Annotated in this window: 20 protein-coding genes; 9 read left to right on the top strand and 11 right to left on the bottom strand. The window is 67.5% G+C overall.

Annotation, left to right across the window (positions count from 1 at the left end):
- Positions 1 to 144 precede the first annotated feature (144 nt).
- On the bottom strand, positions 145 to 1,545 hold the full coding sequence (locus tag ABOZ73_RS17840; RefSeq protein WP_369059445.1) for a methyl-accepting chemotaxis protein: 1,401 nt from the start codon (positions 1,543 to 1,545) through the stop codon (positions 145 to 147).
- 213 nt (positions 1,546 to 1,758) lie between these two features.
- Here ABOZ73_RS17840 and ABOZ73_RS17835 point away from each other — a divergent pair, with 213 nt between their 5' ends.
- Both ABOZ73_RS17835 and ABOZ73_RS17830 read left to right on the top strand, forming a co-directional pair.
- Positions 1,759 to 2,157, top strand: a complete 399-nt coding sequence (locus ABOZ73_RS17835) for a PAS domain-containing protein (RefSeq protein ID WP_369059444.1) — start codon at positions 1,759 to 1,761, stop codon at positions 2,155 to 2,157.
- Between the two features lie 37 nt (positions 2,158 to 2,194).
- Positions 2,195 to 3,577, top strand: a complete 1,383-nt coding sequence (locus ABOZ73_RS17830; RefSeq protein ID WP_369059443.1) for a glycoside hydrolase family 47 protein — start codon at positions 2,195 to 2,197, stop codon at positions 3,575 to 3,577.
- Here ABOZ73_RS17830 and ABOZ73_RS17825 read toward each other — a convergent pair.
- Both ABOZ73_RS17825 and ABOZ73_RS17820 read right to left on the bottom strand, forming a co-directional pair.
- The gene (locus ABOZ73_RS17825; protein ID WP_369059442.1) at positions 3,574 to 4,446 is read right to left on the bottom strand and encodes a rhamnogalacturonan acetylesterase; all 873 of its coding nucleotides are present in this window, start codon (positions 4,444 to 4,446) and stop codon (positions 3,574 to 3,576) included. The two genes, ABOZ73_RS17830 and ABOZ73_RS17825, sit on opposite strands and share 4 nt — an antisense overlap.
- The gene (locus ABOZ73_RS17820; protein WP_369059441.1) at positions 4,446 to 6,071 is read right to left on the bottom strand and encodes a family 43 glycosylhydrolase; all 1,626 of its coding nucleotides are present in this window, start codon (positions 6,069 to 6,071) and stop codon (positions 4,446 to 4,448) included. Before ABOZ73_RS17820 ends, ABOZ73_RS17825 begins: the two co-directional genes overlap by 1 nt.
- A 301-nt stretch (positions 6,072 to 6,372) precedes the next feature.
- On the opposite strand from ABOZ73_RS17820, the gene ABOZ73_RS17815 reads away from it, so the two are divergent.
- The 6 genes from ABOZ73_RS17815 to ABOZ73_RS17790 all read left to right on the top strand — a co-directional run bounded on the left by ABOZ73_RS17815 (position 6,373) and on the right by ABOZ73_RS17790 (position 15,563).
- A complete protein-coding gene (locus ABOZ73_RS17815) occupies positions 6,373 to 7,992 on the top strand; it encodes a pectate lyase (RefSeq protein WP_369059440.1) in 1,620 nt (539 codons plus the stop codon).
- Positions 7,989 to 9,377 (top strand): DUF4861 family protein, encoded by a 1,389-nt coding sequence (locus ABOZ73_RS17810; RefSeq protein WP_369059439.1) that lies wholly within the window; start codon positions 7,989 to 7,991, stop codon positions 9,375 to 9,377. Before ABOZ73_RS17815 ends, ABOZ73_RS17810 begins: the two co-directional genes overlap by 4 nt.
- A gap of 323 nt (positions 9,378 to 9,700) precedes the next feature.
- Complete coding sequence (locus ABOZ73_RS17805; RefSeq protein WP_369059438.1) at positions 9,701 to 10,075, top strand: hypothetical protein; 375 nt, start codon at positions 9,701 to 9,703, stop codon at positions 10,073 to 10,075.
- A gap of 21 nt (positions 10,076 to 10,096) precedes the next feature.
- Positions 10,097 to 11,191 (top strand): branched-chain amino acid aminotransferase, encoded by a 1,095-nt coding sequence (locus ABOZ73_RS17800; RefSeq protein ID WP_369059437.1) that lies wholly within the window; start codon positions 10,097 to 10,099, stop codon positions 11,189 to 11,191.
- 64 nt (positions 11,192 to 11,255) lie between these two features.
- Positions 11,256 to 13,670 carry a membrane-bound PQQ-dependent dehydrogenase, glucose/quinate/shikimate family gene (locus ABOZ73_RS17795; RefSeq protein WP_369059436.1) on the top strand — a complete coding sequence of 805 codons (2,415 nt, stop codon included), beginning with the start codon at positions 11,256 to 11,258 and terminating at the stop codon, positions 13,668 to 13,670.
- A 192-nt stretch (positions 13,671 to 13,862) separates the two neighbouring features.
- Complete coding sequence (locus ABOZ73_RS17790; RefSeq protein ID WP_369059435.1) at positions 13,863 to 15,563, top strand: EAL domain-containing protein; 1,701 nt, start codon at positions 13,863 to 13,865, stop codon at positions 15,561 to 15,563.
- Here the strand turns inward: ABOZ73_RS17790 and ABOZ73_RS17785 are convergent.
- Together ABOZ73_RS17785 and ABOZ73_RS17780 are read right to left on the bottom strand one after the other, a co-directional pair.
- Positions 15,560 to 16,996, bottom strand: coding sequence for a CehA/McbA family metallohydrolase (locus ABOZ73_RS17785; RefSeq protein WP_369059434.1), 1,437 nt, complete (start codon positions 16,994 to 16,996; stop codon positions 15,560 to 15,562). The two genes, ABOZ73_RS17790 and ABOZ73_RS17785, sit on opposite strands and share 4 nt — an antisense overlap.
- A gap of 80 nt (positions 16,997 to 17,076) precedes the next feature.
- Positions 17,077 to 19,575, bottom strand: coding sequence for a TonB-dependent receptor (locus ABOZ73_RS17780; protein WP_369059433.1), 2,499 nt, complete (start codon positions 19,573 to 19,575; stop codon positions 17,077 to 17,079).
- Between the two features lie 193 nt (positions 19,576 to 19,768).
- Between ABOZ73_RS17780 and ABOZ73_RS17775 the strand changes: the two genes are divergently transcribed.
- A complete protein-coding gene (locus ABOZ73_RS17775) occupies positions 19,769 to 20,026 on the top strand; it encodes a hypothetical protein (RefSeq protein WP_369059432.1) in 258 nt (85 codons plus the stop codon).
- Here the strand turns inward: ABOZ73_RS17775 and ABOZ73_RS17770 are convergent.
- The 6 genes from ABOZ73_RS17770 to ccoG all read right to left on the bottom strand — a co-directional run bounded on the left by ABOZ73_RS17770 (position 20,023) and on the right by ccoG (position 25,833).
- The gene (locus ABOZ73_RS17770) at positions 20,023 to 20,727 is read right to left on the bottom strand and encodes a LamG domain-containing protein (RefSeq protein WP_369059431.1); all 705 of its coding nucleotides are present in this window, start codon (positions 20,725 to 20,727) and stop codon (positions 20,023 to 20,025) included. The two genes, ABOZ73_RS17775 and ABOZ73_RS17770, sit on opposite strands and share 4 nt — an antisense overlap.
- An 81-nt stretch (positions 20,728 to 20,808) precedes the next feature.
- Complete coding sequence (locus tag ABOZ73_RS17765) at positions 20,809 to 21,519, bottom strand: helix-turn-helix domain-containing protein (RefSeq protein ID WP_369059430.1); 711 nt, start codon at positions 21,517 to 21,519, stop codon at positions 20,809 to 20,811.
- Between the two features lie 6 nt (positions 21,520 to 21,525).
- On the bottom strand, positions 21,526 to 21,696 hold the full coding sequence (gene ccoS, locus ABOZ73_RS17760) for a cbb3-type cytochrome oxidase assembly protein CcoS (RefSeq protein ID WP_369059429.1): 171 nt from the start codon (positions 21,694 to 21,696) through the stop codon (positions 21,526 to 21,528).
- Complete coding sequence (locus ABOZ73_RS17755; protein WP_369059428.1) at positions 21,693 to 23,858, bottom strand: heavy metal translocating P-type ATPase; 2,166 nt, start codon at positions 23,856 to 23,858, stop codon at positions 21,693 to 21,695. The genes ccoS and ABOZ73_RS17755 overlap by 4 nt, the downstream gene beginning before the upstream one ends.
- Positions 23,855 to 24,346, bottom strand: a complete 492-nt coding sequence (locus ABOZ73_RS17750) for a FixH family protein (RefSeq protein WP_369059427.1) — start codon at positions 24,344 to 24,346, stop codon at positions 23,855 to 23,857. Before ABOZ73_RS17750 ends, ABOZ73_RS17755 begins: the two co-directional genes overlap by 4 nt.
- Complete coding sequence (ccoG, locus tag ABOZ73_RS17745) at positions 24,343 to 25,833, bottom strand: cytochrome c oxidase accessory protein CcoG (RefSeq protein ID WP_369059426.1); 1,491 nt, start codon at positions 25,831 to 25,833, stop codon at positions 24,343 to 24,345. Before ccoG ends, ABOZ73_RS17750 begins: the two co-directional genes overlap by 4 nt.
- Position 25,834: the final 1 nt, after the last annotated feature.

Genomic DNA, 25,834 nt, shown 5'->3' with positions numbered 1-25,834 from the left:
CCATCCAGGTTTGGCGGTTCAATCCAAGCAACGCCGCATGGGCGCGAAGGATTAAACGCTGCTTTTTCCTGACGGATCACAGCTTGACCGCAAACACCACTTGCAGTTGTCAGAAAAGATCAGATCTATTCTGCAATCGAAAGACTAGGCGGCGCGACGATTCCCCGAATGGGCGAATTCCGAATGGCCGGTCTGGAAGCGGCCGACCAGGCCGGCCAGCTCGACGGCCTCGGCCTTCAGGCTGCTGGCGGAGGCGGCGACCTCCTCGACCATGGCGGCGTTCTGCTGGGTGACCTGGTCCATCTGGTTGACGGCCGTATTCACCTCATGAAGGCCGGTCGACTGCTCCTGCGAGGAACTGGCGATCTCGGAGATCAGGGCGTCGATCTCGGCCACCTTGGTGACGATGTCGCCCAGGGCCTCGCCGGTGTCGGCCACCAGCTTGACGCCCCGCTCGACCTGGGCCGAGCTGTTGGCGATCAGGGTCTTGATCTCCTTGGCCGCTTCAGCCGAGCGCTGGGCGAGGGCCCGCACTTCCGACGCGACCACCGCGAAGCCCTTGCCGGCCTCACCCGCCCGCGCGGCCTCGACGCCGGCGTTCAGAGCCAGAAGGTTGGTCTGGAAAGCGATCTCGTCGATCACCCCGATGATGTTGCCGATCTGGCCCGAACTCTGCTTGATCTCGCCCATGGCGTTGACCGCCTCGCGCATGACCGCGCCCGAGTTCTCGGCGTCGGTACGGGCGCCGGTGGCGGCCGAAGAGGCCTGGACCGCGCCTTGGGCGCTGCGCTTCACCGTCACGGTGATCTCGTCGAGGGTGGCGGCGGTCTCTTCCAGGCGCGCGGCCTGCTGTTCGGTGCGGCGGGCCAGATCGTCGGTGACGTTGGCGATCTCGTCCGAGCCCCGGCGCAGACCGCCTGCAGCGACCGAGATGCCTTGCATCGCGTCGCGCAGGCTGGCGGCGGCGCTGTTGAAGTCATCCTTGATGCGCTGATAGCGGCCGCGCATGGCGGTCTCGATCTTCACGGCCAGGTCGCCCTCGGCCAGACGGGCCAGACCATCGGCCAGGGCGGTGACCACGCCGTCCTGCTCTTCTTCCGAACGCTGGCGCTCGGCGTCATGACGGGTGCGCTCGGCCTCGACGTCGGAGATGTCGTTGGCGAACTTGATGACCTTGTAGGGCTTGCCCTCGGCGTCGAAGATCGGGTTGTAGGCGCCCTGGATCCAGACGTCCGCGCCGCCCTTGCCGACTCGCTGGAACTTGCCCGAGAAGAACTCGCCCTGGGCCAGGCGGCTCCAGAAGCTGCGGTATTCCTCGGTCTGGGCGTAGTCGGCGGTGACGAACATCCGGTGATGCCGCCCCTGGATGTCGGACAGGCCGTAACCCATCGTGTCGAGGAAGTTCTTGTTGGCGGTCAGGATGGTGCCGTCGAGATTGAACTCGATCACCGCCTGCGAGCGGTCGATGGCGGCGTTCGCGGCCTCGAGCTCGGCGACACGCGCAGCAAGTTCGGGGTGAATACGGCCTTTTCCGAAGAACGCCATCTGCAAGCTCCTTTAAGCCAGCGCCGCGATAACGTCCCGGCGTCCTTCACCCGCCTACTGAAGCTCGCAAGTTAACAACGCCCTAATTAGCAGCTGAACCTATGCAGTATCCCGGTTATTCACAACCTCAGATAGGCCCGACCAAGGATTTCAGCCAAAAGAGACGGTTACCAATTTCCTAATTTACCAAGTTGTCGTAAACGCCATCTCGCCATGTCATTCGCTGATCTTGTCACCGCCCTGGCTCATGAAGCCGATTACGGAGTTGTCGTCACGGACGGCCGAATCGACGACGACGGTCCGTACATCACCTACGCCAATCCCGCCTTCGAACGGATGACGGGCTTTTCGCTGCGGGAGATGCTGGGCCAGTCGCCCAAGATGTTCCAGGGACCGCAGACCAGCGCGGCGGCGCGGGCGGACATGCGCAAGGCGCTGCGGGCGGGCAAACCGCACGAGACGACGCTGCTGAACTATCGCAAGTCGGGCGAAACCTATCGCTGCGCGATCCAGATCTTCCCGATTCTGGACGCCGACCACCGGCTGGTCGGGGCCGTCGCCATCGAGCGCGAGGCCCCGCGGACGCGCGGACGGCCCAAGCAGCGCGACTAGCTTGGCGCGCGCCGGGATCGCCCCCTAAGGTCCTGGCATGAAGCTGAGTCCCCTCACCCGCCGCCACGCTCTTGCCCTGCTCGCCGCCTCGAGCGCCGCGCCCGCCTTCGCCGCACCGACGGAGGACTGGGCCGCCCTGGGCGCGGACGTGAAGTCCGAATTCCAATGGGCCTGGCGTCATTACGTCGCCAAGGCGTGGGGCAAGGACGAGATCAACCCGGTCAGCGGGACCTCGCAGTCGTTCTTCATCAAGGGCCATGATCTGGGCCTGTCGTTGGTCGAGGCGCTGGACACCTTGTGGATCATGGAGCTGGACGAGGAGTTCCAGCGGGGTCTCGACTGGGTGAAGACCAGCCTGACTTTCGACGTCGATGGCGACGCCCAGGTCTTCGAGACCAACATCCGCCTGGTCGGCGGCCTGATCTCGGCTCACCTGGCCTGCGGCGATCCGGTGCTGCTGGCCAAGGCCAAGGATCTGGCCGACCGGCTGGCCAAGGCGTTCGAGGCGTCGCCCCACGGCTTGCCCTGGCGCTATGTGAACCTGCGCACGGGGGCGGTGCGCGATCCGATGACCAACCTGGCGGAGATCGGCACCTACATCACCGAGTTTGGGATGCTGAGCCGGCTGACCGGCGATCCCAAGTACTTCGACATGGCCAAGCGGGCGATGAAACACGCCCTGGACCGCCGCTCGAAGATCGGCCTGATGGCCGCCAACATCCACGCCGAGACGGGCGAGTTCACCAGCCGCGTCGCCAGCATCGATGTCTATGCAGACAGCTTCTACGAATATCTCTGGGACGCCTGGGAGCTGTTCGGTGACGAGGACTGCCGCCGCTGGTCCGCAGAGACCACCGACGCGATCCTGAAGCGTCAGGCCAAGCGCTATGACGGCCGCCTGTGGTTCCCGCAGGTGGATTTCGAAACCGGCGAAGCGACCTCCACGACCCAGAGCGAGCTGGCCGCCTATCTGGCCGGCCTGCTGGGTCAGGTCGGCAGAAAGAAGGAAGGCGACGACTATCTCGCCTCATTCACCGAGATGCAGGCGACCTACGGGATCATTCCGGAGTCCATCGACGTCGCCACCCGCCAGCCGCGCCGCAAGCACACGGGCCTGCGCCCGGAATATCCCGACGCCTGCCTGAACCTGTGGCTGGGCGACCGGAACGAGCGTTATCGCCAGCTGACGGCCATCCACTATCGCCAGATGAAGGCCACCAGCCGCGCGGCCTATGGCTATACGGCGCTGGAGGACATCACCACGCGGCCGATGAAGCAGCGCGACAACTGCCCCGGCTACTGGTGGTCCGAGCAGATGAAATACTACTACCTGATGTTCGCCAACTGCCGCCGCATCGACTACGGCCAGCTGCAGCTGAGCACCGAGGCCAACATCCTGCGCGGGTTCAAGAAGGCCTAGGGGATCAGGTCGCGCCGCAGGGCGGGAACGGCCTGGGCCAGGCCCGCCGTGACCATGGCGGCGAAGTAGTCCGCCCCCGCCTCGCCCAGATGGGTGTAGTCGAAGGACAGCTTGGCCGCGCCCATGGGTTCGACCGCGGCGTTGTTCTGCTGCGGCGGGTTGGGCGCGCTCGCTATCGCAGCGGCGGCGGCGGGCGTGGTCGGTTGGGCGGCGATGGTCGTGCCCGTGCGGGCGGCGGCCAGGACCTCCGCCGAGGGCGGAACCTGCGCGAAGCGGGTCGCCTCGGCCGCGCCCATGGCGTCGACGGCGTCGGCGCTAAGCTTGTGCAGGTCGAGCAGCGGCGTGTTGGTCTCGACCGCCACCTTGCGGGTCGCCTCGGCCCAAAGCTCCAGGTCGCGGATCAACTTGCCGTCCTTGAACTGCCGGCGTGTCAGGGGCGTCAGCAGCACCGGGGTGGCCCCGGCGGCCCGCACCTCCTCCACATAGCGCTTCAGATAGACGGGGAACTCGGTGGCCAGGTCGGTGGACCGCCCCGGCTTGCCCGGCTGGTCATTGTGACCGAACTGGATAAGCACGTAGGTGGCCACGAAGCCCCCGGACTTCATCTCGCTCAGCGCCACGTTCCACGAGCCCTCGGCGCGGTAGCTGCCGCTGCTGCGCCCGCCCCGGGCGAGGTTCACGCAGGCCACGGCCGACATCACATGCTTGCCGCAGAAGCTGGGTCCCCAGCCGCCCTGCACGGCGGTGGTGGAGTCGCCCACCAGCACGATCTTCACCGCCCTGAACTGGGGCGGCTCAGCCGCGGCCTGAGCCATGGCGGAGCCGGCCAGCGCCAGGCTGGCCACGGCGGTTGCGATCATCGTCTTCATCAGTCGAGCGCCCGGTACTTGAAGTTGCGGAAGCGGGCCGAGCCCTTGCCGGCGGCGTACAGGCCGGGCTTGAGCATCATGAAGCCGCCGCGGACATTGTGGTGGTAGCCGCTGACTTCCATGCCCCGGTCGAACCGCTTCCAGGTCTTTCCGCCGTCGCCGCTGGTGTGGAAGCTGACGATATGGCGGTCGTTGCGCAGGCGCATGATCATGCGCTGGCCGTGCGGATTGGCCGGACGGCCGCGCTCGATTCCATACTGGTGAGTGACGAAGTTCTTCGGGTCGAAGCCCAGGCCGCAATAGAGCTTGCGGTCATAGAATAGGATCAGGCCGGCGCGGACGCCCGGATCGATCTCGATCTCGCACTCGATCTCATAGGCCTGGTCGCCATTGACGAAGATCAGCGGCGACGAGGTGGACGGCGCCTCGCCCGTGGCGGTCAGCTCTAGCATGCCATTGGCGCGCTTGATGCGCTTGCCCTCGTCCTTGGCGGGATCGAAGAAGTTCCACTGCATGCCGTACTTGTCGGTCGAGAAGTCGTCCGACAGCGCCATGCCGTGAGTGACGGCCTGACCGCCCCTGGGCTTGGGCATCGGCTTGGACAGGTCGCCGCCGCCGACGGTGAACCAGCCGTCCTTGGTCCAGGTCACCGGCGCGAGAAGCGCCTGGCGGCCCAGGGTGTAGAAGCCGTTTTCATAGCCATGATAGACGCACCACCAGTCGCCGGACGGCCCCTCGACCAGGGTGGCGTGACCGCGCGACCACCACATCTCCGAATTGTTCTCGGTGCGGACCACCGGGTTGCGCGGATCGTCCTGCCACGGGCCGGCCAGGGACTTGGAGCGCGCGACGATGACCATGTGGCCGGTCGGCGGACCCGCCGTGCCGCCCACGGCGGTGATCAGGTAATAGTAGTCGCCATGCTTCGTGATCTTGGGGCCTTCGGGAGAGAAGCCCTCGACCTCCCAGTCTTCCGGATAGCGCCAGGGATCATAGACGTGCTCTGGCTTGCCGACAGTCGACAGGCCGTCCGGCGCCAGCTTGATGCGGTCGCCGCCCGACAGGAACAGCCAGCGCGTGCCGTCAGCGTCCACCGCGTGGCCGGGGTCGATATAGCGCGGTAGCTTCAGGTCGATCGGCTCGCTCCACGGGCCTTCAATCTTGTCGGACCAGATCACGTAGCTGGTGTTGTTGTCGGGGAACTTGGCCGGCAGGTAGATGTAGAAGCGGCCCTGGTGCTTGATCAGTTCGGGCGCCCAGATGGAGCCGACATTGGTCGTCAGGGCCGTGGTCACCGGCGTCCAGTTCACCAGGTCGCGGCTATGCCAGATCGGCACGCCCGGATAGGCGTCGAACGACGAGAACGTCATGTAGTAGTCAGCGCCGTCCTTGAGGATCGACGGGTCGGGGTGGTCCCCGGCCAGGATCGGATTGAGGAACGTGCCGTTGCCAAGGTCGGCCTTGCGCTGCCCTTCGAAGGTCTTGCCCCAGCGGCGGCCGCCGGACGCTTTCGTCGGCAGGCGGCCAAGGCCCGTCTGAGCCTCCGCGGCGACGGGAGGCAAGGCGGCCGCGCCGGCTCCGAGCAGGGTCGCGCCAAGGGCGCCGCGGCGAGTCAGTCTGGTCATAGTCACGTCCTTTAGGCTCCTCCGCGGCGACGGCTCTAACGGCCGGCTCCCGCATCGACGGCCCGTTTGCACGGCCCGTCCGCAACAGTTTGTCCCATAACCCGGTTCTCGGGAAAGGTACCGGTACCAAGCCTAGGGCGCCGCTTTTTGTGAGGCAATGTTACCGGTGTCATTATTTGCTTGACCGTCGGTCGGGATCACAGGTTCTCTGACCGAAAGCGGCCTCCGCTCCCCTTGCTCTGCTGGGATCTGAGTGGCCGGGAGGGACCGCGAAAAAGCGCGGTCATGGAGGAGAACGACCATGTTGCGACGCAGTTTTGCGGCGGGGGCGACGCTTGCCCTGCTGCTGGCCGGAACGGCCCTTTCCCAAGCTCAGGTCCAGGGTCCGGCCGCCGCCCCGACCCGCGCCCAAGTGACCGCCGCCATGAAGCGCGCGACCGCCTTCATGACCGACAAGGTGGCGACCAACGGCGGCTATGTCTGGTCCTACCTTCCCGACTTCTCGCGCCGCTGGGGCGAGATGGAAGCCAAGCCGAGCATGATCTGGACCCAGGCCCCGGGCACGCCCGAGATGGGGCAGCTGTTCCTAGACGCCTATCACGCCACCGGAGACGAGACTTACTACGCCGCGGCCGAGCAGACGGCCGAGGCGCTGATCTACGGCCAGCACCCTACCGGCGGCTGGAACTACATCATCGACTTCGGCGGCGAGGCGTCGATGCGCGACTGGTACGAGACCATCGGCAAGAACGGCTGGCGGCTCGAGGAATTCCAGCACTACTACGGCAACGCCACCTTCGATGACCACGCCACCATCGAGTCCGGCAAGCTGCTGCTGCGGCTGTACCTGGAGAAGCACGATCCCCGCTGGCGTCCGGCGCTGGAGAAGGCCATCGGCTTCGTGCTGGAAAGCCAGTATCCGAATGGCGGATGGCCGCAGCGTTATCCCCGCGCCGGCGAGTTCAGCAATCACGGCAAGCCCGACTATACCGGCTACGTGACCTTCAACGACGAGGTGCTGACCGAGAATGTCGGCTTCCTGCTGATGGTCTATCAGACCCTAGGCGACAGCCGGGTGCTGGACCCGCTGAACCGCGCGATGAACGTGGTGGTGGCTAGCCAGCATGGCCAGCCGACCCCGGGCTGGTCGCTGCAATACACGGTGGACCTGAAGCCGGCCGGCGCGCGGACCTATGAGCCACGCTCGATCGCCACCCACACCACGGCGGCAAACGTCAGCAATCTGATGGATTTCTATGAGCTGACCGGGGAGACCAAATACCTGGCCCGCATCCCGGAAGCCCTGACCTGGCTGGACAGCATCGAACTGCCCAAGGCCAAGCACACCAAGGACGGGCGGACCCACTTCACCCACTACGATCCCGAGACCAACAAGCCGATCTACGTGCATCGGCGCGGATCGAACGCCCAGAACGGCGAGTACTATGTCGGCCCTGCCAAGGGCGACGAGATGGGCCAGCGCAACCCCAACACCAAGGCGCTGTGGGCGCGCTATCGCAAGCTGGTCGCCACCCCGCCGGCCGAGGCGACCAAGAACTCAATCTTGAAAGCCAAGGCGCTTCGTCCCCTGCCCCGCTTCTGGGTCACCGACGACATCGTCGGCTCGGACCTCAACATGGACACCTCCACCACCCGCGCGTCGGACGACCGTCGGACGGCGGAGCTGATCGCCGGCCTCAACGCCGAGGGCTACTGGCCCACGGAGCTGAAGACCACCAGCCATCCTTACCGCGGCGACGGCCCGGCGGCGCCCCCGCCTGGCTTCAAGGACCGCGGTCAGGTGGGCGACGCCTGGGACACGTCGCCCTTCACCGAGCCCACCGGACCGATGGGCATCTCTACCGGGACCTACATCCGCAACATGAGCATCCTGATCCAGCACCTGGAGACGAGCCGATGAAGATCCGCGCCCTCACCTCCCTCGCCGCCCTCACCGCGGGCCTCGCCTTCACCCAGGGCGCGAGCGCCCAGACCCCCTGGTACGTCCAGGGCGACTGGTCTCCCGTGCAGCGCGTGGCGATCAAGCTGGTCAATGACCTGGACGTGGACCGCAAGAACAACCCAGTGATCATCACCCGCCAGCAATTGGCCGGGATCCTGCCGGACCTGCATGAGCTGTCCTACACCGTGGTCGATCCGACCCTGCAAGGCCGGCCTCAGCCGTCGGTCGCGCACCTGGCGGTGCAAGGCGGGCATGAGATCCGCGCCGAGACCAACGGGCGCTGGGTCCACTACCAGTTCGACGACCTCGACAAGGACGGCCTGTGGGACGAGCTGTTCTTCATGACCGACCTGAAGGCCAAGGAGATCCGCACGGTCTACATCTATCTGGGCCACCAGGACCGGGGCTGGAACGCCCACGCCACCCACGCCAACATCGGCAGCTACATGCGCCACCAGGTGCCGTTCTGGGAGTCCGAGAACGTCGGCTGGAAGCTCTGGTATCCCACCGACATCGACGTCTATGGCAAGCGCACGCCGCAGCTGATGTCGCGCCGGCTCTACATGGAGAACATGGACGGTTACGGCGTCGGCCAGGTCGATCAGGGACTGGGCTCGGACATCATGGACGTGGCCGACTCCATGGGCGGCGGCGGGGTCGCGATGTTCGACGATCCGGCTGATCCCAAGGCGGTCTCCCGCCCCCGCTTCACGCCCAAGCACCTGGGCAAGACCCGCTTCAACGCTGGCTCCGGGACCGACACGCGCTTCGCCTTCGAGGTGGTCACCAACGGCCCGGCGCGCAGTATCATCCGCATCAAGACCATGAACTGGGACACCGGCCACGGCCGCTACGCCCTGTCGCAGGAATACACCGCCTATGCCGGCGAGAACTTCACCACCGCGCGAGTGAAGATCGACCAGTTCGACAGCAAGACCCCTGGCGCCGCCCTCGGCGTCGGCGTCCGCAAGCGTCCGAACGAGAAGTTCCTGGTGCAAAAAGGCGGGACCGTCATCACCGCCGCGCCCGAGGCGATCCGAAATCCGGACGACCGCGAAAGCTTCCAGACCGACCTGATGGTCGAATACGCGGGCACGGCCCTGGTGGTGAAGGACGCCGCCAAGGCGACCTACGTCTTCAGCCCAGAGCGGCAGGGCAACCACCTGTTCAAGATGCCGCGCACGTCGGACGACCGGTACGAGTACCTGCTCGCCGCCGGCTGGAGCGAAGGCGCGGTGCTGAAGACCCAGGAAGCCTTCGCCGATTACGTCGCGGTCAAGGCGCGCGAGTACAACAGCCCGATCCGCTTCGGCGGCGCGGCCCTGGAGTCCAAGGCGAACTGAGTTCCCGGCCTCGGGCCGCGGGGGGTTGCCTGCGGCCCGAAACAGGGCCATTGAAGAGCCGCTCTTTCGGAGACGTCCGTCGAAATGCGCAACGCGCTCGACATCGCCGCAGTCCGCGCCCTTGGCTTCACCGCCCAGGTTACGACTTCGTGCGCCTCCGTAACCGCCCTCGCCGTAGTAATTATTCCTGCACCTGTGGGGCGAACGAGCGCGTCTTAAGACCGCCGACCAGATCGCAAGATCCGGAACCCCGCAGAGCACATGCTCCGCGGGGTTTTTTGTCGTGCGGTCGGTCGGTTCCAACCAGAAAAGGAACCTGATCCATGAACCTGCTCCACCCTGTCTCAACCACCGCCGCCGCGAAGGCGGCCGCCGCCTTCGCCGAGACGCTGACGCGTGAAGGCCTGGCCGCTCACACCGTCCGGCTGGAGGCCACGGCGTTCTCCTCGCCGCACGCCGGCCTGGCCAAGGCGCTGCTGCGCGGCCTCGACGGGCGCGCGCCGATGCATCCGCTGCGCGACCTGATCTTCGACGAGACGGCGGAGGGCTCCCCCCTGGCCGAGACCCTGCAACTGCGGGCTTTCGACGCCCGGGGCATGCTGCTGATGAGCCAGTTGCACGACGTTCGCCGAGGCCGACAAACGGCATTCATGCAAAGCCGACGCTTGATGCACGGCTGCGTCGGCGCCATTGCCTAGTCCTTCGATCCGGAGACGACCATGTTGAACCGACCCACGCCCGCTTTCTCTGTCCAGCGCCGGGCCGATCCCACCTCTGACGCCGATCGCGCCGCCCTGCTGGCCGATCCCGGATTCGGCAAGGTGTTCACCGACCACATGGTGACCATCCGTTGGTCGCTCGACAAAGGCTGGCACGACGCCAAGGTCGAACCGCGCGCGGCGATCTCGCTCGATCCCGCCGCCGCCGTGCTGCACTACGCCCAGACGATCTTCGAAGGCATGAAGGCCTATCGCGCGCCCGACGGCGGCGCGGTGCTGTTCCGTCCGGAAGAGAACGCCAAGCGTTTCAACCGTTCGGCCCAGCGCATGGCCATGCCGGAGCTTCCGGAAAGCCTGTTCATCGAGGCCATAGACCGCCTCGTCGACATCGACCGCGCCTGGATCCCGGACGGCGAAGGCAGCCTCTACCTTCGGCCCTTCATGTTCGCCAACGAGACGTTCCTGGGCGTGCGTCCGGCGCACGAATACCTGTTCATGGTCATCGCCTCGTCTGTAGGCGCGTACTTCAAGAACAAGGCCCCCGCCGTTTCGGTCTGGGTGTCGCAGGACTACACGCGCGCTGCTCCGGGCGGCACCGGCGCGGCCAAGTGCGGCGGCAACTACGCCGGCAGCCTGATCGCCCAGGCCGAGGCCTATGACCACGGCTGCGACCAGGTGGTGTTCCTCGACGCGGCCGAGCGCCGCTGGATCGAGGAGCTGGGCGGCATGAACGTGTTCTTTGTGTTCGAGGACGGCTCCATGCTGACCCCGCCCAAGGGCGGCACGATCTTGGAAGGCATCACCCGCGAGTTGGTGATCACCCTGGCCCGGGAGCGCGGCCTGACCGTGCGCGAGGAGCCCTACTCCATCGACCAGTGGCGCGCCGACGCCGCCAGCGGCAAGCTGCGCGAGACCTTCGCCTGCGGCACGGCGGCGGTGCTGACGCCCATCGGCCAGGTGAAGTCGGCCAACGGCGACTTCACCATCGGCAACGGCGGCTCGGGCGCCCAGACTGAAAGCCTGCGCCAAGCCCTGAGCGACATCCAGCGCGGCAAGGCCGAGGACACCCACGGCTGGGTCCACCGGATCGACTGATCCGGAACAAGCACGGCCGCTCTCCAGTTTAACTCCCTGAAGCTTGGCGACGGGAGGGTTGGAGATGGCTTTCGAACGAAACGACCTGGGACCTGCGCCGTGGGCGGCGCAGGCGCTCGGCGTTGTCTTCGCCCTGATCGGTGCGGTGCTGACGGTCGGCGGTCTGTGGCTGCTAACGCTGGGCGGCTCTCCCTACTATCTCCTGGCCGGGATGGGACTTCTGGCGTCCGGCGGCCTGCTGTTCCTGCGACGAGTGACCGGCGTCTGGATCTATGCCGGCGTCTTCGTCGCCACGGTGATCTGGGCCCTTTGGGAAGTCGGCCTGCGCGGCTGGCCGCTGGTCCCGCGCGTCATCGCCCCCTCTGTCCTGCTGGTGCTCGCCTTCGCGGCCACGCCGCTGCTAACCCGGTCGCGTCTGGCGCGGCGCACCGCGCTGGGCGGGTTCGCGGGCTTTGTCGTGATCGGCGCGATCGGCTGGATCACCGTCGGCATTACGGATCGGCCGATGCGGCCGGAGGCCTTGCCCGACGCCCGCATGGCCATGACCGAGCCGTCCCTGATGAGCGTGGGCCAGGACTGGCCGGCCTACGGCGGCACGCATGGCGCGCGGCGCTTCTCGCCCCTCACCCAGATCAACGCCGAGAACGTCGGCAAGCTGGAGCGGGCCTGGACCTACAACACCGGCGACATGCCCAGCGAGGCGGCCAAGGGCAAGTACGGCGCCGAGACCACGCCGCTGAAAATCGGCGACAGCCTGTACCTGTGCTCGGCCAAGAACATCCTGATGTCGCTGGACCCCGCCACGGGCAAGCAACGCTGGCGCTATGACCCCAAGGTCGCGGACGAGGCGATCCCCTACACCGCCGCCTGCCGGGGCGTGACCTACTACGCCGTCCCCGGCGCCGACCCGGCGGCTCAATGCGCCACGCGGATCGTCGAGGGCACCCTGGACGGCCGGCTGATCGCGGTGGACGCCAAGACCGGCGTCCCCTGTCCCGGCTTCGGCCAGAACGGCCAGGTGGACATCAAGATCGGCATGGGCGAGGCCGCCCCGGGCATGGTGTCGATCACCTCGCCGCCGACCATCGTGCGCGGCGTCATCGTCACTGGCCACCAGGTGCTGGACGGCCAGATGCGGGCGGCGCCGTCGGGCGTCATCCAGGGCTTCGACGCCGTGACAGGGACCCTGCGTTGGGGCTGGGACATGACCCGCCCGGACCTGACCGGCTATCCCCCGCCGGGCCAGACCTGGACCCGCGGCACGCCGAACATGTGGACCACCGCATCCGGCGACGAGGCCCTGGGCCTGGTCTACCTGCCCATGGGCAATTCGGCGGTCGACTACTGGAGCAGCCTGCGCTCGGAGGCGGAGAACCAGTACTCCACCGCCCTGGTCGCCCTGGACGTGACCACCGGCAAGCCGTCCTGGTCGTTCCAGACGGTACACAAGGACGTCTGGGACTATGACCTGGGCTCGCAGGGCACGCTGGTGGACTTCCCCACCCCCAACGGCCCGGTCCCAGCCATCGTGCTGCCCAGCAAGCAGGGCGACATCTATGTGCTGGATCGGCGCACCGGCCGTCCGCTGACGCCGGTGCAGGAGCGTCCTGTTCCGCAGGGCGGCGTGGAGCCGGAGCAGCGCTCGCGCACCCAGCCGGTCTCGCTGTACCACACCCTGCGCAAGCCGGACCTGACGGAGCGGTCGATGTGGGGCATGTCGCCCATCGACCAGATGATCTGCCGCATCCAGTTCAAGCGGGCCAAGTACGACGGCTTCTACACCCCGCCGACCAGCGCCCAGCGCTCGGTGGAATACCCCGGCTACAACGGCGGCTCCGACTGGGGCGGCGTGGCGGTGGATTCCCAGCGCGGGATCATCGTCGCCAACTATAACGACATGCCCAACTACAACCGCCTGGTCCCCCGGGCCGAGGCAGACCGCAAGGGCTGGGCTCCGCGCGGCCAGGCTCGCGGCGGCGGCATGAAGGCCGGCGCGGAGGGCGCCGGCGATCCCCAGGCCGGCACGCCCTATGGCGTCGATGTGAACGCCGGCTGGCGTCTGCCCCTCACCGGACTGCTGTGCAAGGAGCCTCCCTATGGCGGCATCCGCGCCATCGACCTGGCCAGCGGCAAGACCCTGTGGGACCGCCCGTTCGGCACGGCGCGCAAGAACGGTCCGTTCGGCATCGCCTCGCACATGCCGTTCGAGATCGGCACGCCGAACAACGGCGGCGCGGTGGTCACGGCCGGCGGGCTGATCTTCATCGCCGCCGCGACGGACGACCTGATCCGAGCCATCGACTTGAAGACCGGCAAGACGGTGTGGAAAGACGTCCTTCCCGCCGGCGGCCAGGCGACGCCCATGACCTATGAGTTCGGCGGCCGGCAGTACCTGGTCATCATGGCCGGCGGGCACCACTTCATGGAGACGCCGATCGGCGACGCGGTGATCGCCTATGCCCTGCCAGCCGGGTCGTGAATGACAGCCTTCGGAGCGGAACAGCAACGTTCCGCTCCGCTTTGGCACAGGTCATGGCTAACTTCGGTTATTGATTGCGATGTTATTGCGAAACCTTTGTGAAATAAGGAGTTTACGCCTCCGAGTTAGCGAGTTATTAGGCGAAAATCGGCTCCCTGCGCGACGTCTGGAGTTTCAGAGTCACGCCGCCGCATGCCGACCCTGCGCGAGATCGCCGAACCGGCCGCCCCTGTCGCCCCCGGGGAGTTGGGCAAGCACGTCTATGATCGCTTTCGCAGCGAGCCGGACCTGCTGATCCTGCCCGTGGTCGATGCCGACGGCCGCCCAGTCGGGCTTCTGGAGCGTAACGACTTCTTCCTGAAGATGGCCGCCGAATACGGCCGCGCCATCTATGGCGAACGCCCGATCAAGCGCCTGATGGACAGCGCGCCGATCATGGTGGACGCAAACCTGCCGCTGGCCCAGTTCACCACCGAGGCGCTGTCCGACCGGCCGTCGGAGCTGCTGCGCGGCTTCATCGTTCAGGAGAACAGCAAGTACCTGGGCGTCGGCACGGTCATGGCCCTGCTGCACGCCGCCAACCGCGCGTTCGTGCAGTTGGCGCACTATGACCCCCTCACCGGCCTGCCCAACCGGGTGCTGTTCCACAAGCAGCTGCGCGAGGCCCTGGCCCGCGCCGCGCGCGCCGACGGCGACGTGGCGGTGCTGCTGATCGACCTGGACCGCTTCAAGACGGTCAACGACACCCTGGGTCACGCCGTCGGCGATGAACTGCTGCGCGCCGCGGCCCAGCGCCTGCGCTCCTGCGTGCGCGAGGGCGACACGGTGGCTCGCATGGGCGGCGACGAGTTCGCCATCGTTCAGAACGGCCTCACCAGCCCCGACGACGCCCGCCACCTGGCCGCGCGGGTCGTGGCGACCATGAACACACCCCTGGACCTGCAGGGCCACAACGTCGTGGCCAGCGCCAGCGTCGGCGTCGCCCTGGCCCCGCTGGACGGCCGCGATCCGGACGAGCTGCTGAAGAAGGCCGACATGGCCATGTACCGGGTGAAGGGTGACGGCCGCCGCGGCTATCACTTCTTCGAGCCGGCCATGGACGAGCTGCTGCAGAGCCGCCGCCGGCTGGAGCTGGACCTGCGCGAGGCGCTGGAGCTGGGTCAGTTCGAGCTGTTCTACCAGCCGCTCTATGATCTGGAGCACGAGCGGGTGACCGGGTGCGAGGCGCTGCTGCGCTGGCGTCACCCTGAACGCGGCCTGGTCTCGCCGGGCGACTTCATCCCCCTGGCCGAAGAGATCGGCCTGATCCTGCCGATGGGCGAGTGGGTCCTGCGCCGCGCCTGCGCCGAGGCCGCGCGCTGGCCGCAAGGCGTGAGCCTGGCGGTCAACCTGTCGCCGATCCAGTTTCGCGACCGCCGCCTGCTGGACACCGTGAAGGGCGCTCTGGACGCGTCCGGCCTGTCGCCCCAGCGGCTGCAGCTGGAGATCACCGAGTCCGTCCTGCTGGCCGACAACGCCGCCAACCTGGACCTGCTGCATGACCTGCGAAAGCTGGGCGTGCGCATCTCGATGGACGACTTCGGGACCGGCTATTCGTCGCTGAGCTATCTGCGCAGCTTCCCGTTCGACAAGATCAAGATCGACCAGACCTTCGTGCGCGACATTCCGCGCGACGCGGACGCCCTGGCCATCATCCGCGCCGTGGCGGACCTGGGCGAGCGCCTGGGCATCGTCACCACCGCCGAGGGCGTGGAGACCGCCGAGCAGTTCGACGAACTGCGCCGCCAGGGCTGCCGCGAGATCCAGGGCTACCTGATCAGCCCGCCCAAGCCCCCGGCCGAGATTATGTCCCTGCTGCTGGCCGAGGACGGCTTCCTGGCGGGCGCCGCCTAGGCCGCATCCACGTAGATCGGATTGCCGATCAGCAGCAGGCGGCCGTCCGCCGCGCGGACATTCACGCGAACCCAGTGGCGCCCCTTGGCGAAGGTCCGGTCGAAGCTCGCTTCGCCCGTCGCCTTCACCCCGTCGGCGACCACCTCGATCCGCGCGTTCTCGACGCCGGCGACGTCCACGATGAAGCGCACCTTGCGCCCCGCCCTCGCCTTCAGCGCCCCGCCCATGACGGCGGTCGCGCCGTCGGCCTCGGCCCGCAGGTCAAGGCGACGGGTCTTCACACCGTCCATGTCGATGAACACCCGCCCCGCCCGAATTCCGGCCAGCAGGCTAGGCGTGGACAGGCCATCGGCCTGGATCACCGTGACCGGCCGACCAATCGCGCCCCAGCCTTCAGCCAGGTCGGCGTCGTGGTTGTCGCTGCCGCCGATGGCGGTCAGGCGATAGCCGGCGTTCAGCCGCGCCTCCCAGTACGTGACGCCCGAGAACATGCCTTCGGCGTCGCCCACCTGTTTCATGGTCCCGCCGTTGACCACCTCAATGGCCTGGACCTTGTCGAAGTCGGTGTCCTTGGCGACCCAGCCGCAGCCCATGCAAGCCTCGCCCGACGGCAGCGCCGGATGGTTGATCGAGATGACGCCGCCGGCCTTGGCCACGTCGTCCAGCAGCGCGCCCACCGTCGTATCACCGGGCGCCAGTTTGAAGTCGATGAAGCGGGTCGGCCCAAAGACGTTGGCGTGGCCCAGGAAGGTGGTGATCTCGCGTCCCGGCATCAGCAACAGGTCGGGATGCGACGGCTGCAGCTCGCGCATGCCATCGAAGTGGGCGGTGGTGTTGTGGTCGGTGATGGAGATGAAATCGAGCCCCATGCCCTGGGCGCGCTCCACGGTCTTGTACAGGGGACACGGCGTGCGTTCGCCGGTCGCGCCCTTGCACGAGCAGTCGCTGTGGCCGGTATGCAGGTGCAGGTCGCCACGCCACCAGGCCAGGCCTGTCTTCAGCGGCGCGTCCGTGAAGCCCGCGACGCTCTCGCCCCGCTCGAACCAGACCCGAGCCTCGTAGGTGTCGCGGCTGTCCTTGCGGACGTTTGGCAGGCCCATCAGCAGGGTCCAGCGCCCGGGGCGGATCGGGCCGCGCAGATAGCCGGGCGTGGCGTCCTCGGTCGACAGGGTGAACTTGGTGCGCGTTCCGCCGCTCCAGCCGCGGAACCGCTCGCCGTCCATGACGCCGAGATCGACCACCGTGCGGCGGTCCTTGCCCGTGGCGGAGACCTCCACCGTGACGCGGCTGACGCCCGCCGGTACGTCGAACGGCGCCTTGCGGTAGGTCTCGTGGTCCGCGCCGGTCAGTTCGCCGCGCAGGATCAGATCCGGCTCCGCCGCCCAGGCCGGCGCGGCGAACAGGAACATCATCAGGACGAGCAGAGCGCGCATGGCGGGCCTTTGAAAAAGAAAGGGCGGCGGCTCGATGAACCGCCGCCCAGTTGAGGGTCCTTGGGGGAGGAGGATAGACCCTAGAAGCGGTACATGACGGCGGCGCGGAAGGCGCGGCCGAGCTCGGGACGGCCGACGCCGTAGAGCGAGCCGGATTCGCTGCTGATGATGGCGCCCGCGCGCGGGTTGCCTTCGGTCAGGCCCAGCTCGTTCGTCAGGTTGGTGCCGTAGCCGTAGACCGTCAGCTTGTCGGTGACGTTGAAACGCACCGAGGCGTTGAACAGGTGGTACGACGGCAGCTTCTGCGTATTGGCCGCGTCGCCGAAGCGATCGCCGAAGTACTGGAAGTCCAGCTCGGCGCGGAAGCGGTCGCCCATCAGGTTCACGCCAGGCGTCAGGCGAGCCGACGTCTTGGGGACGCGGACCAGGCGGTTGCCGGTGAAGTCGCGCTTCGTCGTGCCCGTGCCGGTCGTCTCGAAGTAGATGTAGTCGCCGAACTGCGGGTCCTGATAGGTGCCGCTGAACTGCAGGTCGAACATCGGGTGCGGACGCCAGGTCCCTTCGATCTCGACGCCGAGGGTCTCGGTGTCGGTGATCACGGTCTGGTTCACGTAGGAGCCGTTGACGAACTGCAGGCCGCCGAAGCTCAAGGAGTCGTAGGCCGTGTAGAAGCCTGTGGCGTACAGGTCGAGCGTCGGGATCGACAGCTTGTAGCCCAGCTCGGCCAGATCCATCGTCTGGATGTAGGGCGACGTGTTGGCCGCGTTGGTGATGTAGTCGCCCAGCGACGGCAGGCGGAAGGTCGAGGTCCAGCGCGCGAAGACGCCCTGCCCTTCGGCCAGTCGATAGTCCGCGCCCAGGGTCCAGCCCCAGTCGTCGAAGCTGCGGTCCACGGTGTCGAACACGCCCGAGCCGGTCAGGAAGGTGTCGTCGGCCTGGGTCGGCGAGAGGCCGAGATTGACCGTGGCGGTGCGCTGGCTGGTCGCCTTGAAGTTCACCTTCTCCCAACGGACGCCGCCGTCGATGCGCAGCTTGTCGTTCACCTGCCACTCGTCGGACAGGTAGAAGGCGTAGGTGGTGGACTTGCCCTCGCCATCGGCGAATTCGGCGCCATAGCGGGTGAAGCCGTTGTCGGTGGCCTTGTAGAGCACATTGCCGGCGGCGTTGACCGCCACGATGTCCAGCAGGCGGGCCTGCTCACGGACGTCCAGCAAGGTGTTGGCCGAGTAACGGTCGAAGGTCTCCTCGCCGCGGGCGATATAGAAGCCCAGGGCCACGTCGTGCGTCTGGCCGCCGAAGTCGAACTTGTGCAGGACGCGGGCGTCGTTGACGAACTCGTCCAGGGTCACCGAGACCTGACGGATCGAGCCGTCGCTGACCAAGGCGTTGCCGTTCTGGTTGGTGGTGTTGAAGATCTGCGTCGGGGTGGTGACGTAGCGCAGTTGAACGTCCGTCGCGCCCGGAACGGCGGCCAGGATCGCCGAGCGCACCGAGCTCAGGCGCGCCGAACCCAGCAACGGGGTGTTCGGGAACAGACCCTGACGGGCGATCTCCGACGTGCGGTAGCGCATCGAGTTGTCGAAGGTCCAACCCTCGGCGAACTCATAGTCGAACTCGGCGGTGTAGGCCGTCAGCTTGGCGTCGGTGCCGCTCTTGACGTTCAGGTCGAAGGGCTGGCCGTTGCGGCCCATCGGACGCAGGCCGGAGGTTTCCGGGCCGATCCAGATGCCGGTCAGCGCGTCGAAGCCCGGGGCCTCGCTCGGCTTGCCGTTGGCGTCGAACTTCAGCGGCACGCCCGTATAGAAGATGGCGTTGTCATCCATATGGCGGATGTTGAAGTCGAAGCTGCCGCGCTCGAAATCACGGCCGACCGAAACGCGGATCTGGCCGCCCTTGTCGCCCTTGTAGCCAGGATCGCGGATGCCGTCGGATTCACGATAGAAGCCGCCGACGCCAACGCGCCAGTCGCCGATCGGACCGCCGACCCAGCCGTCCACGCGGGCCATGCCGTAGTCGCCGGCCTGGACCTTCACCAGCCCTTCCATCACGTCGCCGCCCTTGCGGCTGATGAAGTTGACCGTGCCGCCCGGCGCGTAGGACGCGAAGATCGAGGACGGGCCGCCGCGCACCACTTCGATACGCTGGATCGTCTCGTCGATGCGGAACGACTGGTCGGCGTTCATCCAGCCGAGACCGGAATCGTGCTGCACGGGCACGCCGTCTTCATAGAGCGCGACCGAGGCGAAGCCTTCCTGCGGGATGCCGCGGGCGCGGATGTTGGCGCTGGCCTCGCCGCCCGAAGCTTCGACCCAGAAGCCTGGGACCGATTTCAGCGCATCGGCCACGCTCATCGGTGCGCGCATGCGCAGGGTCTCTTCGTTGACCGTGGTCACCGCGTAGCTGGTGTCCAGGCGCGTGCGGGCTTCCGAACCGGCGCGAGCGGTGACGATGATCTCGTCGATAGTGGACGGCGCCGCGGCGTCAGCGGCGCCGTCGGCCGCTAACGCAGGCGAGACGAGCGCGGTGGTGAACAGGAGGGCCGTCGCGCCGAGGCGGCGCGCCAGGGTGTGCTTGGACATTGAGTGATCCCCAACTCAAGGGAGGCGAACTGCCTCCGTGTCGGGGCGGAGCCATAGGAGCCGAGCACGACATCCGCTCGACGCTTTTGTGCATCTATTGTGAAGTTCGGCGAACCGCGAACTTCCCCGTGGCTGCAAGAACTGTCGCAATTGCCCGTTAGGGACCGACCATACGATCCTGAGCGGACCCTCGATGCCGATCCTGCCCTACCGGACGATCACCTTCTTCGTCGATCACGTGGCGCATGAAATCCATGTCGCCCAACGCTCGTCGGACCTGACGTGGGTATTCACGATCATGCGCGGAGAGGAACTCTGCGAGCAGCATGAGACGCCGGCCACGACCTTGAGCGCCCTGCTCGGCCGCGACGGGGGTAGCGACGCATTCGCCATCAAGGCGCAGGATCTGATCCAGTCGTTCGGCAAACGCCGTGGCGCACGGGAGCTCTAGCTCCTGATCACACCCTTGAATTGCGCGGGCGACAGAGCCGTGTGTGTAAATCGGGCGGAGTGGACGGCGCCTTTGAAATAATGGACCCGGTTCATGCGCACGCCGACAGACGCCGTGCCAGGCCCTTGGGGCGAGAATTCAACGGGGCTTTCCATCTGCAGCACCGCATTGACGTAAGACCGGTACATCGTCCCGTCATAGGTCTGGGCCACATGGTGCCAGCGGCCGACCGGATGCAGCTTCTCCGGAACCAGCATCGGCTTGTTATAGCCAGGCCCTCGCATGAAGGCGTCAAGATACCACTGGTCCTCAAGCACGCGAACCTCGAACAGCATGCGGGTCGTCCCGAGGCCAGGCTTACTCGGCGGGTTGGTATCGGATTCGAGGTGGAACCAGCGTTGCTCGAAGACGCCCCCATCCGGGCGGAAGACTGCTTCGAAGGTGAAGTTCTTAGCCCCCGCCAGGGGATGGTCGCCGATGAACAGGGCGTCGTCCACGCCGTCGAACTGAATCGCCTTGCCCGACGGACCAGCCACTAGCTTGGGCTCGCCTTCGACACGCACCGACGCGCCGCCGATGGACTTCAGATTATCGAAGCGCCAGACGCGCTGGATCGGCGCTTTCGCGTGGGCGGCTGCCGGCAAACCGAGCCCAAGGACCACGCCCCCCGCCAAGACGTCACGCCGGTTGATGCTGGTCATCACGAAGTCCTCTACGCCACGAAATCGACAGTCCGCATCTGTGGACCAAGCCGAGCCGTTTTGCAGTTCGTTTCTTCGAGATCAGGTCGGTCGATGCGCACGTCCGGTGCGACGGGGACCGCGCTCGGCCAGGTGCAGGTCCCGCAGATACCCCACCTCCTCCACGCTCACCGCCGCGCCCCGCACCGAGACGCCGTGCAGGGAAAGACGCGCAAAGGCGCGGGAAAGGTTCTCAGGCGTCATGCCAAGCAGGGAGGCCAGCAGCCCCTTCTCGTACGGCAGACGCGCCCTCGCACGCCCCGTCCGCTCCGGGATCAGCGACAGCAGGTAGCCGACCAGCCGGTTCTGCGCCGACATCAGCCGCTGGTCCGCCGCCGAGGACAGCAGGTGCTGATAGGCGCCCGCCAACTCCACATAGGCGCGAGTGGCCAGGCCGGCGTCGGCGGTCACGGCGTCTCGAAACGCCTTTCCCGGCATGATGAACACCAGACACGGCTCCAGCGCCCGCCAGCGGAGGTCGCAATGGGCGCGAGCCATCACGCAGGCCAGGTTGAGAGCCTTGACCGCCTCGACCGTCGAGATGATCGCCGTCCGCCCCGCGTCCTCGACGCTCTGGGCCACGGCGCCGGACAGCAGGACGATCAGGTACTCACCGCCCCGGTCGTCGATCAGGCCGCCCTTGGGGCACAGCCGTGTCTCGCCGACGCCCTCCAGCACCGACAGGACCTGGGCGTGCAGCGGCGCGAACAGGGGCACGGCGCGCAGTCCCGGCGGAGAGGAGGCTCGCTGCATCGGCGATCACTCCGACCGGGCCGGCGGGGTCAGGTCTTCCAGGTGATCATAGAGGACGCGCTCGGCGGCCCCCTTGGGATCGTCGTACTGGTTGGCCTTCATCGTCCAGAGAAACGCCGCCAGGCCCATGGCCCCGAGGGCCACGGAAGCGGGCGCGAGAAACAGCAGGATGTTCATGAACGCCTCCATCCCGGACGCACGGCGTTGAGCAGCACGACGATCGACGAGCCGGACATGGCCAGGGCGGCGATGAACGGGTTGATCAGGCCGAACATGGCGGCCGGCGTGGCCACCAGGTTGTAGAACGCCGAGAAGCCGAAGTTCTCCAGCGCTCGCCGCCGGGCGGTGCGGGACACCTGGATCGCCTCGGTCACGGCGCGGAGCTCCTCGCCGGTGAACACCAGATCGGCGGCGTTCTGGGCGGCGTCCACGGCCGCGCCGGGCGCCATGGAGGCGTGGGCCTTGGCCAGGGCGGCGGCGTCGTTGAGGCCGTCGCCGACCATCAGCACCTTGCGCCCCTCGGCCTTCAGGCGGTCGATGGCCTCGGCCTTCTCGAACGGGGTCAGGCCGGCGCGCCAGGCGTCGATGCCGGCCTCGCTGGCGATGCGGGCGACGGGTTCCTCCAGGTCGCCGGACAGGATCTCCATGGTCAGGCCCAGGCGGCGCAGTTCGGCGATGGTCGTGGCCGCGTCGGTGCGCGCCTGATCCTCGAAGGTGAAGCGAATCTTCACGTCGCCGACGAAGCCGAACCACAGCTCGGTCTCGCGCGCGTCACGGGCGGGAACGCCGACGAAAGACGCCCGGCCGAGCCGCGCCAGGCGGCCGTCGATCAGCCCCTCGACCCCCTGCCCCGGCGTCTCGACGCAATCCTGCGCCACCAGCCCGACACCGGCGGCCGAAGCCAAGGCGCGGGCCAGCGGGTGACGCGAGGCGCGGGCCAGGGGCGCGGCCATGGCGACCAGGTGCCTGGGGGCGTCGATCAGATGCGGCTTGCCCTCGGTCAGCACGCCGGTCTTGTCGAAGACGATGTGGTCGACCTCGGACAGGCGCTCCAGCGCTGCGCCCGACTTGACCAGCACGCCCCGCCGGAACAGGCGGCTGCTGGCGGCGACCTGCACGGCGGGAACCGCCAGACCCAGGGCGCAGGGACAGGTGACGATCAGCACCGCGGCGGCGCGTAGCAGCGCCTCGCGCGGGCCAAGACCGATAGCCCACCCGCCCAGAAAGGTCAGGGCCGCCGCCGTGTGCACGATGGGCACGTAGAGCGCGGCGGCCTTGTCGGCCAGACGCACATAGGCGGAGCGGCTCTGCGTGCCGGCCTCCATCAGACGGGCGATGGCCGCGAGCGTGGAATCCTCGCTGCGCGCCGTGGCGGTCATGACCAGCCGGCCGCTGAGGTTGAGGGCGCCCGCATGTAGCGTCGAGCCGACCCCGACCGGCGCCAGCGCGGTCTCCCCGGTGATCAGGGCGTTGTCCAGTTCGGACACCCCGGCCTCGACCTGGCCGTCCACCGGCACGCGGTCGCCCGGCGCGACCACCAGACGGTCGCCGACGCGCACCTCGGCGACAGGGACGCCGCGCTCCACATCGCCCTGCAGCCGCATGGCCACCGGCGATTGCAGGGCCAGCAGGTCGCGCGCCGCCGAGCGGGCGCTGGCCCGCAGGCGATGGTCCAGATAGCGACCGATCAGCAGCAGGAACAGCAGCGTCACCGCCGCGTCGAAATAGGCGTGCTGCCCGCCGAGGATGGTCTCGGAGAAGCTGACGATCAGGGTCAGGATCACGCCAATCGAGATCGGCACGTCCATATTCGCCTTGCCGCGCTTCAGCGACGCCCAGGCCGAGCGGAAGAACGGCCGCCCTGCGAACAGGGCGCACGGCGTCGCGACGAGAGCGGCCATCCAGTACATCACCGTCAGGGTCGGGGCGTTCAGCTCCTGGCCGAACAGACCGGCCCAGGCGGGGACGGTGAACATCATCACGTTACCCGCGCCGAACCCGGCCACGCCCAGGGCGATGGCCAGCTCGCGGCCTTCGCGGTCCTGCGCGGCGGCCGCCTCGGTCGGGTCGAACAGGCAGGCGCGATAGCCCAGTCCCTCGACCGTCTCGACCACGCGGTCGGGGTCGGTGGACGTCCCTTCCAGCTCGACCGCCAGCTTGCCCGTGGTCAGGTTGAGCCGCGCGGCGTCGACGCCGGGAATCTCGCGCACGGCCTTTTCGATCTTGCCGATGCAGGCGGCGCAGCGGGCGCCGGTGACCAGCAGCTCAAGACGCCCTTTCCCCGCCTCGTCGCGGCGGATGAAGGCCTCAAGGTCCCGGTGGGCGACGGCGGCGGTCATGGCGCCACCAGACGGGCTTCGACCTGGAACTTGTCCTTGCTGTTGCGCGCGACCGCCTTCAGATCCCAAGCCCCGTCCAGCCTGGCGGCGGCTTCGTATTCGCCGTCGCCGACCGACTTGAAGTTGAGGGTCTGACGGCCAGCTTCGGTGGCGGGGCGATCCAGCGTGCCGGTCATCGACAGGGTCGAGATCGGCTGGCCGGCCTGGTCGGTCATCCGCACGACCACCACGCCCGGCCTGGGCGTATCCACCGTCGCCGCCCAGCCCAGGGCCTCCTGCCGGCGCCGCTCGGCCAGGGTGCGGTTGAAGGCCAGCCCCGCCTCGTAGGGGTTGGACGCCACCTGGCCCGAGAAGCTGTTGTAGGCCTTGACGATGAACAGCGCGTCCACCGCGATGATCAGCCCGAAGAACAGCACCATGGCGACCAGCACGTGCCAGCCGGTGATCCGCCCCTTGGGGGCCGTGGTCGAGGTTGCGGCGATGGTCATCGCGGGTTCGCGGCTCCTGAAAGGAAGACGGTCTTGGCTTCGGCCTGGATTTCGCCCGAGCGGGCGATGAACCGGCCCGGGACGCTGGACGCGCGATCGGCGTCCGGCGGGGCGGTGACGAAGACGCGCACGGCCTCCACCTGGTCGGCGGGAACAAGCACCTGGACCTTCTGGCCCGGATGGCCGGGCTGGCTGAGCCGCGCGCCCGCCACGCCGTCGAAGGCGATGTCGAAGGTGCGGTCCTGGAAGGTGCGGTTGGCGATCTTCAGGGTGTAGCCGTCGCGCACCGCGCCATCGTGCATGCGGACGAAGGTCGGGTTGCGGTCGCGGATGACGTGAAGGTCGGCATCAGGTCGCCCGATCAGCGCCCACAGGGTCAGGCCCGAAACCAGGGCCAGGGCCAGGGCGTAATAAATCGTCCGCGAACGGATCGGCTTGTAAACGGCCTTCTGTCCGCAGGCCCGCGCGGCGACGGCCGCGTCGGTGTCATAGGCGATCAGGCCCGTGGGCCGGCCGATCCGGCTGAGGATGTCGTCGCAGGCGTCGACGCAGAGGCCGCAGTTGATGCACTCCATCTGGCTGCCGTCGCGGATGTCGATGCCCATCGGGCAGACGACCACGCACTGGTGACAGTCGATGCAGTCGCCGCGACCTTCCCAGGTCTGGCCCCTCTTGTGCGCGCCGCGCGGCTCGCCGCGGTCGCGCAGATAGGTAACCTGCAGGGAATGCTGGTCCAGCATGGCGCCCTGGATGCGGGGCCACGGGCACATGTAGATGCAGACCTGCTCGCGCATCCAGCCGGCGAAGACGTAGGTGGTCGCCGTCAGCAGCGCGCAGGACACATAGGCGGTGATCGCCCCCTGCCCTATCCAGAAGGTGCGGATCAGGGTCGGCGCGTCGTGGAAGTAGAAGATCCAGGCGCCCCCGGTGCCGAAGGCGATGCCCAGCCAGGTCAGGTGCTTGCCCGTCTTGCGCCACGCCTTGTCGAACGACAGCGCCTGGCCGTCGAGGCGCATACGCGCGTTGCGGTCGCCTTCGAACAGGCGCTCGACAACGATGTAGAGATCGGTCCAGACCGTCTGCGGGCAGGCGTAGCCGCACCACAGGCGGCCGAACAGGGCCGTGACCAGGAACAGCGCCAGGGCGCCGGCCACCATCAGGCCAGTGAAGATGTACACCTCCTGCGGCCACAGCTGGATGTCGAAGAAGTAGAACCGGCGGCCGGTGAAATCGACCAGCACCGCTTGGTCCGGCAGGTCGCCGGGCCGCGTCCAGCGGATCCACGGCGTGATATAGTAGATGGCCAGGGTGAAGATGAGCAGCGCCCACTTCACGGTACGCCAGCGGCCATGCACCAGCTTGGGATAGATCTGCTGGCGCGGCTTGTAGAGCTGGCCGGCGACCGGTCCCTTGCCCTTGGCCCGCGCGGCGGCCGAGACCGCCGCGCCGGCTTTGGGTTTACGCGTATTGTCGATGAGCGTGGGCACG

Source organism: Caulobacter sp. 73W, from assembly GCF_041021955.1.
Classification (GTDB): Bacteria; Pseudomonadota; Alphaproteobacteria; order Caulobacterales; family Caulobacteraceae; genus Caulobacter.
Note: the sequence above shows the minus strand (reverse complement) of the source record. Positions and strands in the feature narration are given on the sequence as shown.

What these genes read in the sequence shown, in the direction of transcription:
- ABOZ73_RS17800 (WP_369059437.1), top strand. Translation starts at nt 10,097, where the DNA reads ATGTTGAACCGACCCACGCCCGCTTTCTCTGTCCAGCGCCGGGCCGAT.
- ABOZ73_RS17830 (WP_369059443.1), top strand. Translation starts at nt 2,195, where the DNA reads ATGAAGCTGAGTCCCCTCACCCGCCGCCACGCTCTTGCCCTGCTCGCC.
- ABOZ73_RS17765 (WP_369059430.1), bottom strand. Translation starts at nt 21,519, where the DNA reads ATGCAGCGAGCCTCCTCTCCGCCGGGACTGCGCGCCGTGCCCCTGTTC.
- ABOZ73_RS17810 (WP_369059439.1), top strand. Translation starts at nt 7,989, where the DNA reads ATGAAGATCCGCGCCCTCACCTCCCTCGCCGCCCTCACCGCGGGCCTC.
- ABOZ73_RS17790 (WP_369059435.1), top strand. Translation starts at nt 13,863, where the DNA reads ATGCCGACCCTGCGCGAGATCGCCGAACCGGCCGCCCCTGTCGCCCCC.
- ABOZ73_RS17825 (WP_369059442.1), bottom strand. Translation starts at nt 4,446, where the DNA reads ATGAAGACGATGATCGCAACCGCCGTGGCCAGCCTGGCGCTGGCCGGC.
- ABOZ73_RS17750 (WP_369059427.1), bottom strand. Translation starts at nt 24,346, where the DNA reads ATGACCATCGCCGCAACCTCGACCACGGCCCCCAAGGGGCGGATCACC.
- ABOZ73_RS17785 (WP_369059434.1), bottom strand. Translation starts at nt 16,996, where the DNA reads ATGCGCGCTCTGCTCGTCCTGATGATGTTCCTGTTCGCCGCGCCGGCC.
- ABOZ73_RS17815 (WP_369059440.1), top strand. Translation starts at nt 6,373, where the DNA reads ATGTTGCGACGCAGTTTTGCGGCGGGGGCGACGCTTGCCCTGCTGCTG.
- ccoS (WP_369059429.1), bottom strand. Translation starts at nt 21,696, where the DNA reads ATGAACATCCTGCTGTTTCTCGCGCCCGCTTCCGTGGCCCTCGGGGCC.
- ABOZ73_RS17840 (WP_369059445.1), bottom strand. Translation starts at nt 1,545, where the DNA reads ATGGCGTTCTTCGGAAAAGGCCGTATTCACCCCGAACTTGCTGCGCGT.
- ABOZ73_RS17820 (WP_369059441.1), bottom strand. Translation starts at nt 6,071, where the DNA reads ATGACCAGACTGACTCGCCGCGGCGCCCTTGGCGCGACCCTGCTCGGA.
- ABOZ73_RS17780 (WP_369059433.1), bottom strand. Translation starts at nt 19,575, where the DNA reads ATGTCCAAGCACACCCTGGCGCGCCGCCTCGGCGCGACGGCCCTCCTG.
- ABOZ73_RS17835 (WP_369059444.1), top strand. Translation starts at nt 1,759, where the DNA reads ATGTCATTCGCTGATCTTGTCACCGCCCTGGCTCATGAAGCCGATTAC.
- ABOZ73_RS17805 (WP_369059438.1), top strand. Translation starts at nt 9,701, where the DNA reads ATGAACCTGCTCCACCCTGTCTCAACCACCGCCGCCGCGAAGGCGGCC.
- ABOZ73_RS17795 (WP_369059436.1), top strand. Translation starts at nt 11,256, where the DNA reads ATGGCTTTCGAACGAAACGACCTGGGACCTGCGCCGTGGGCGGCGCAG.
- ABOZ73_RS17775 (WP_369059432.1), top strand. Translation starts at nt 19,769, where the DNA reads ATGCCGATCCTGCCCTACCGGACGATCACCTTCTTCGTCGATCACGTG.
- ABOZ73_RS17770 (WP_369059431.1), bottom strand. Translation starts at nt 20,727, where the DNA reads ATGACCAGCATCAACCGGCGTGACGTCTTGGCGGGGGGCGTGGTCCTT.
- ABOZ73_RS17755 (WP_369059428.1), bottom strand. Translation starts at nt 23,858, where the DNA reads ATGACCGCCGCCGTCGCCCACCGGGACCTTGAGGCCTTCATCCGCCGC.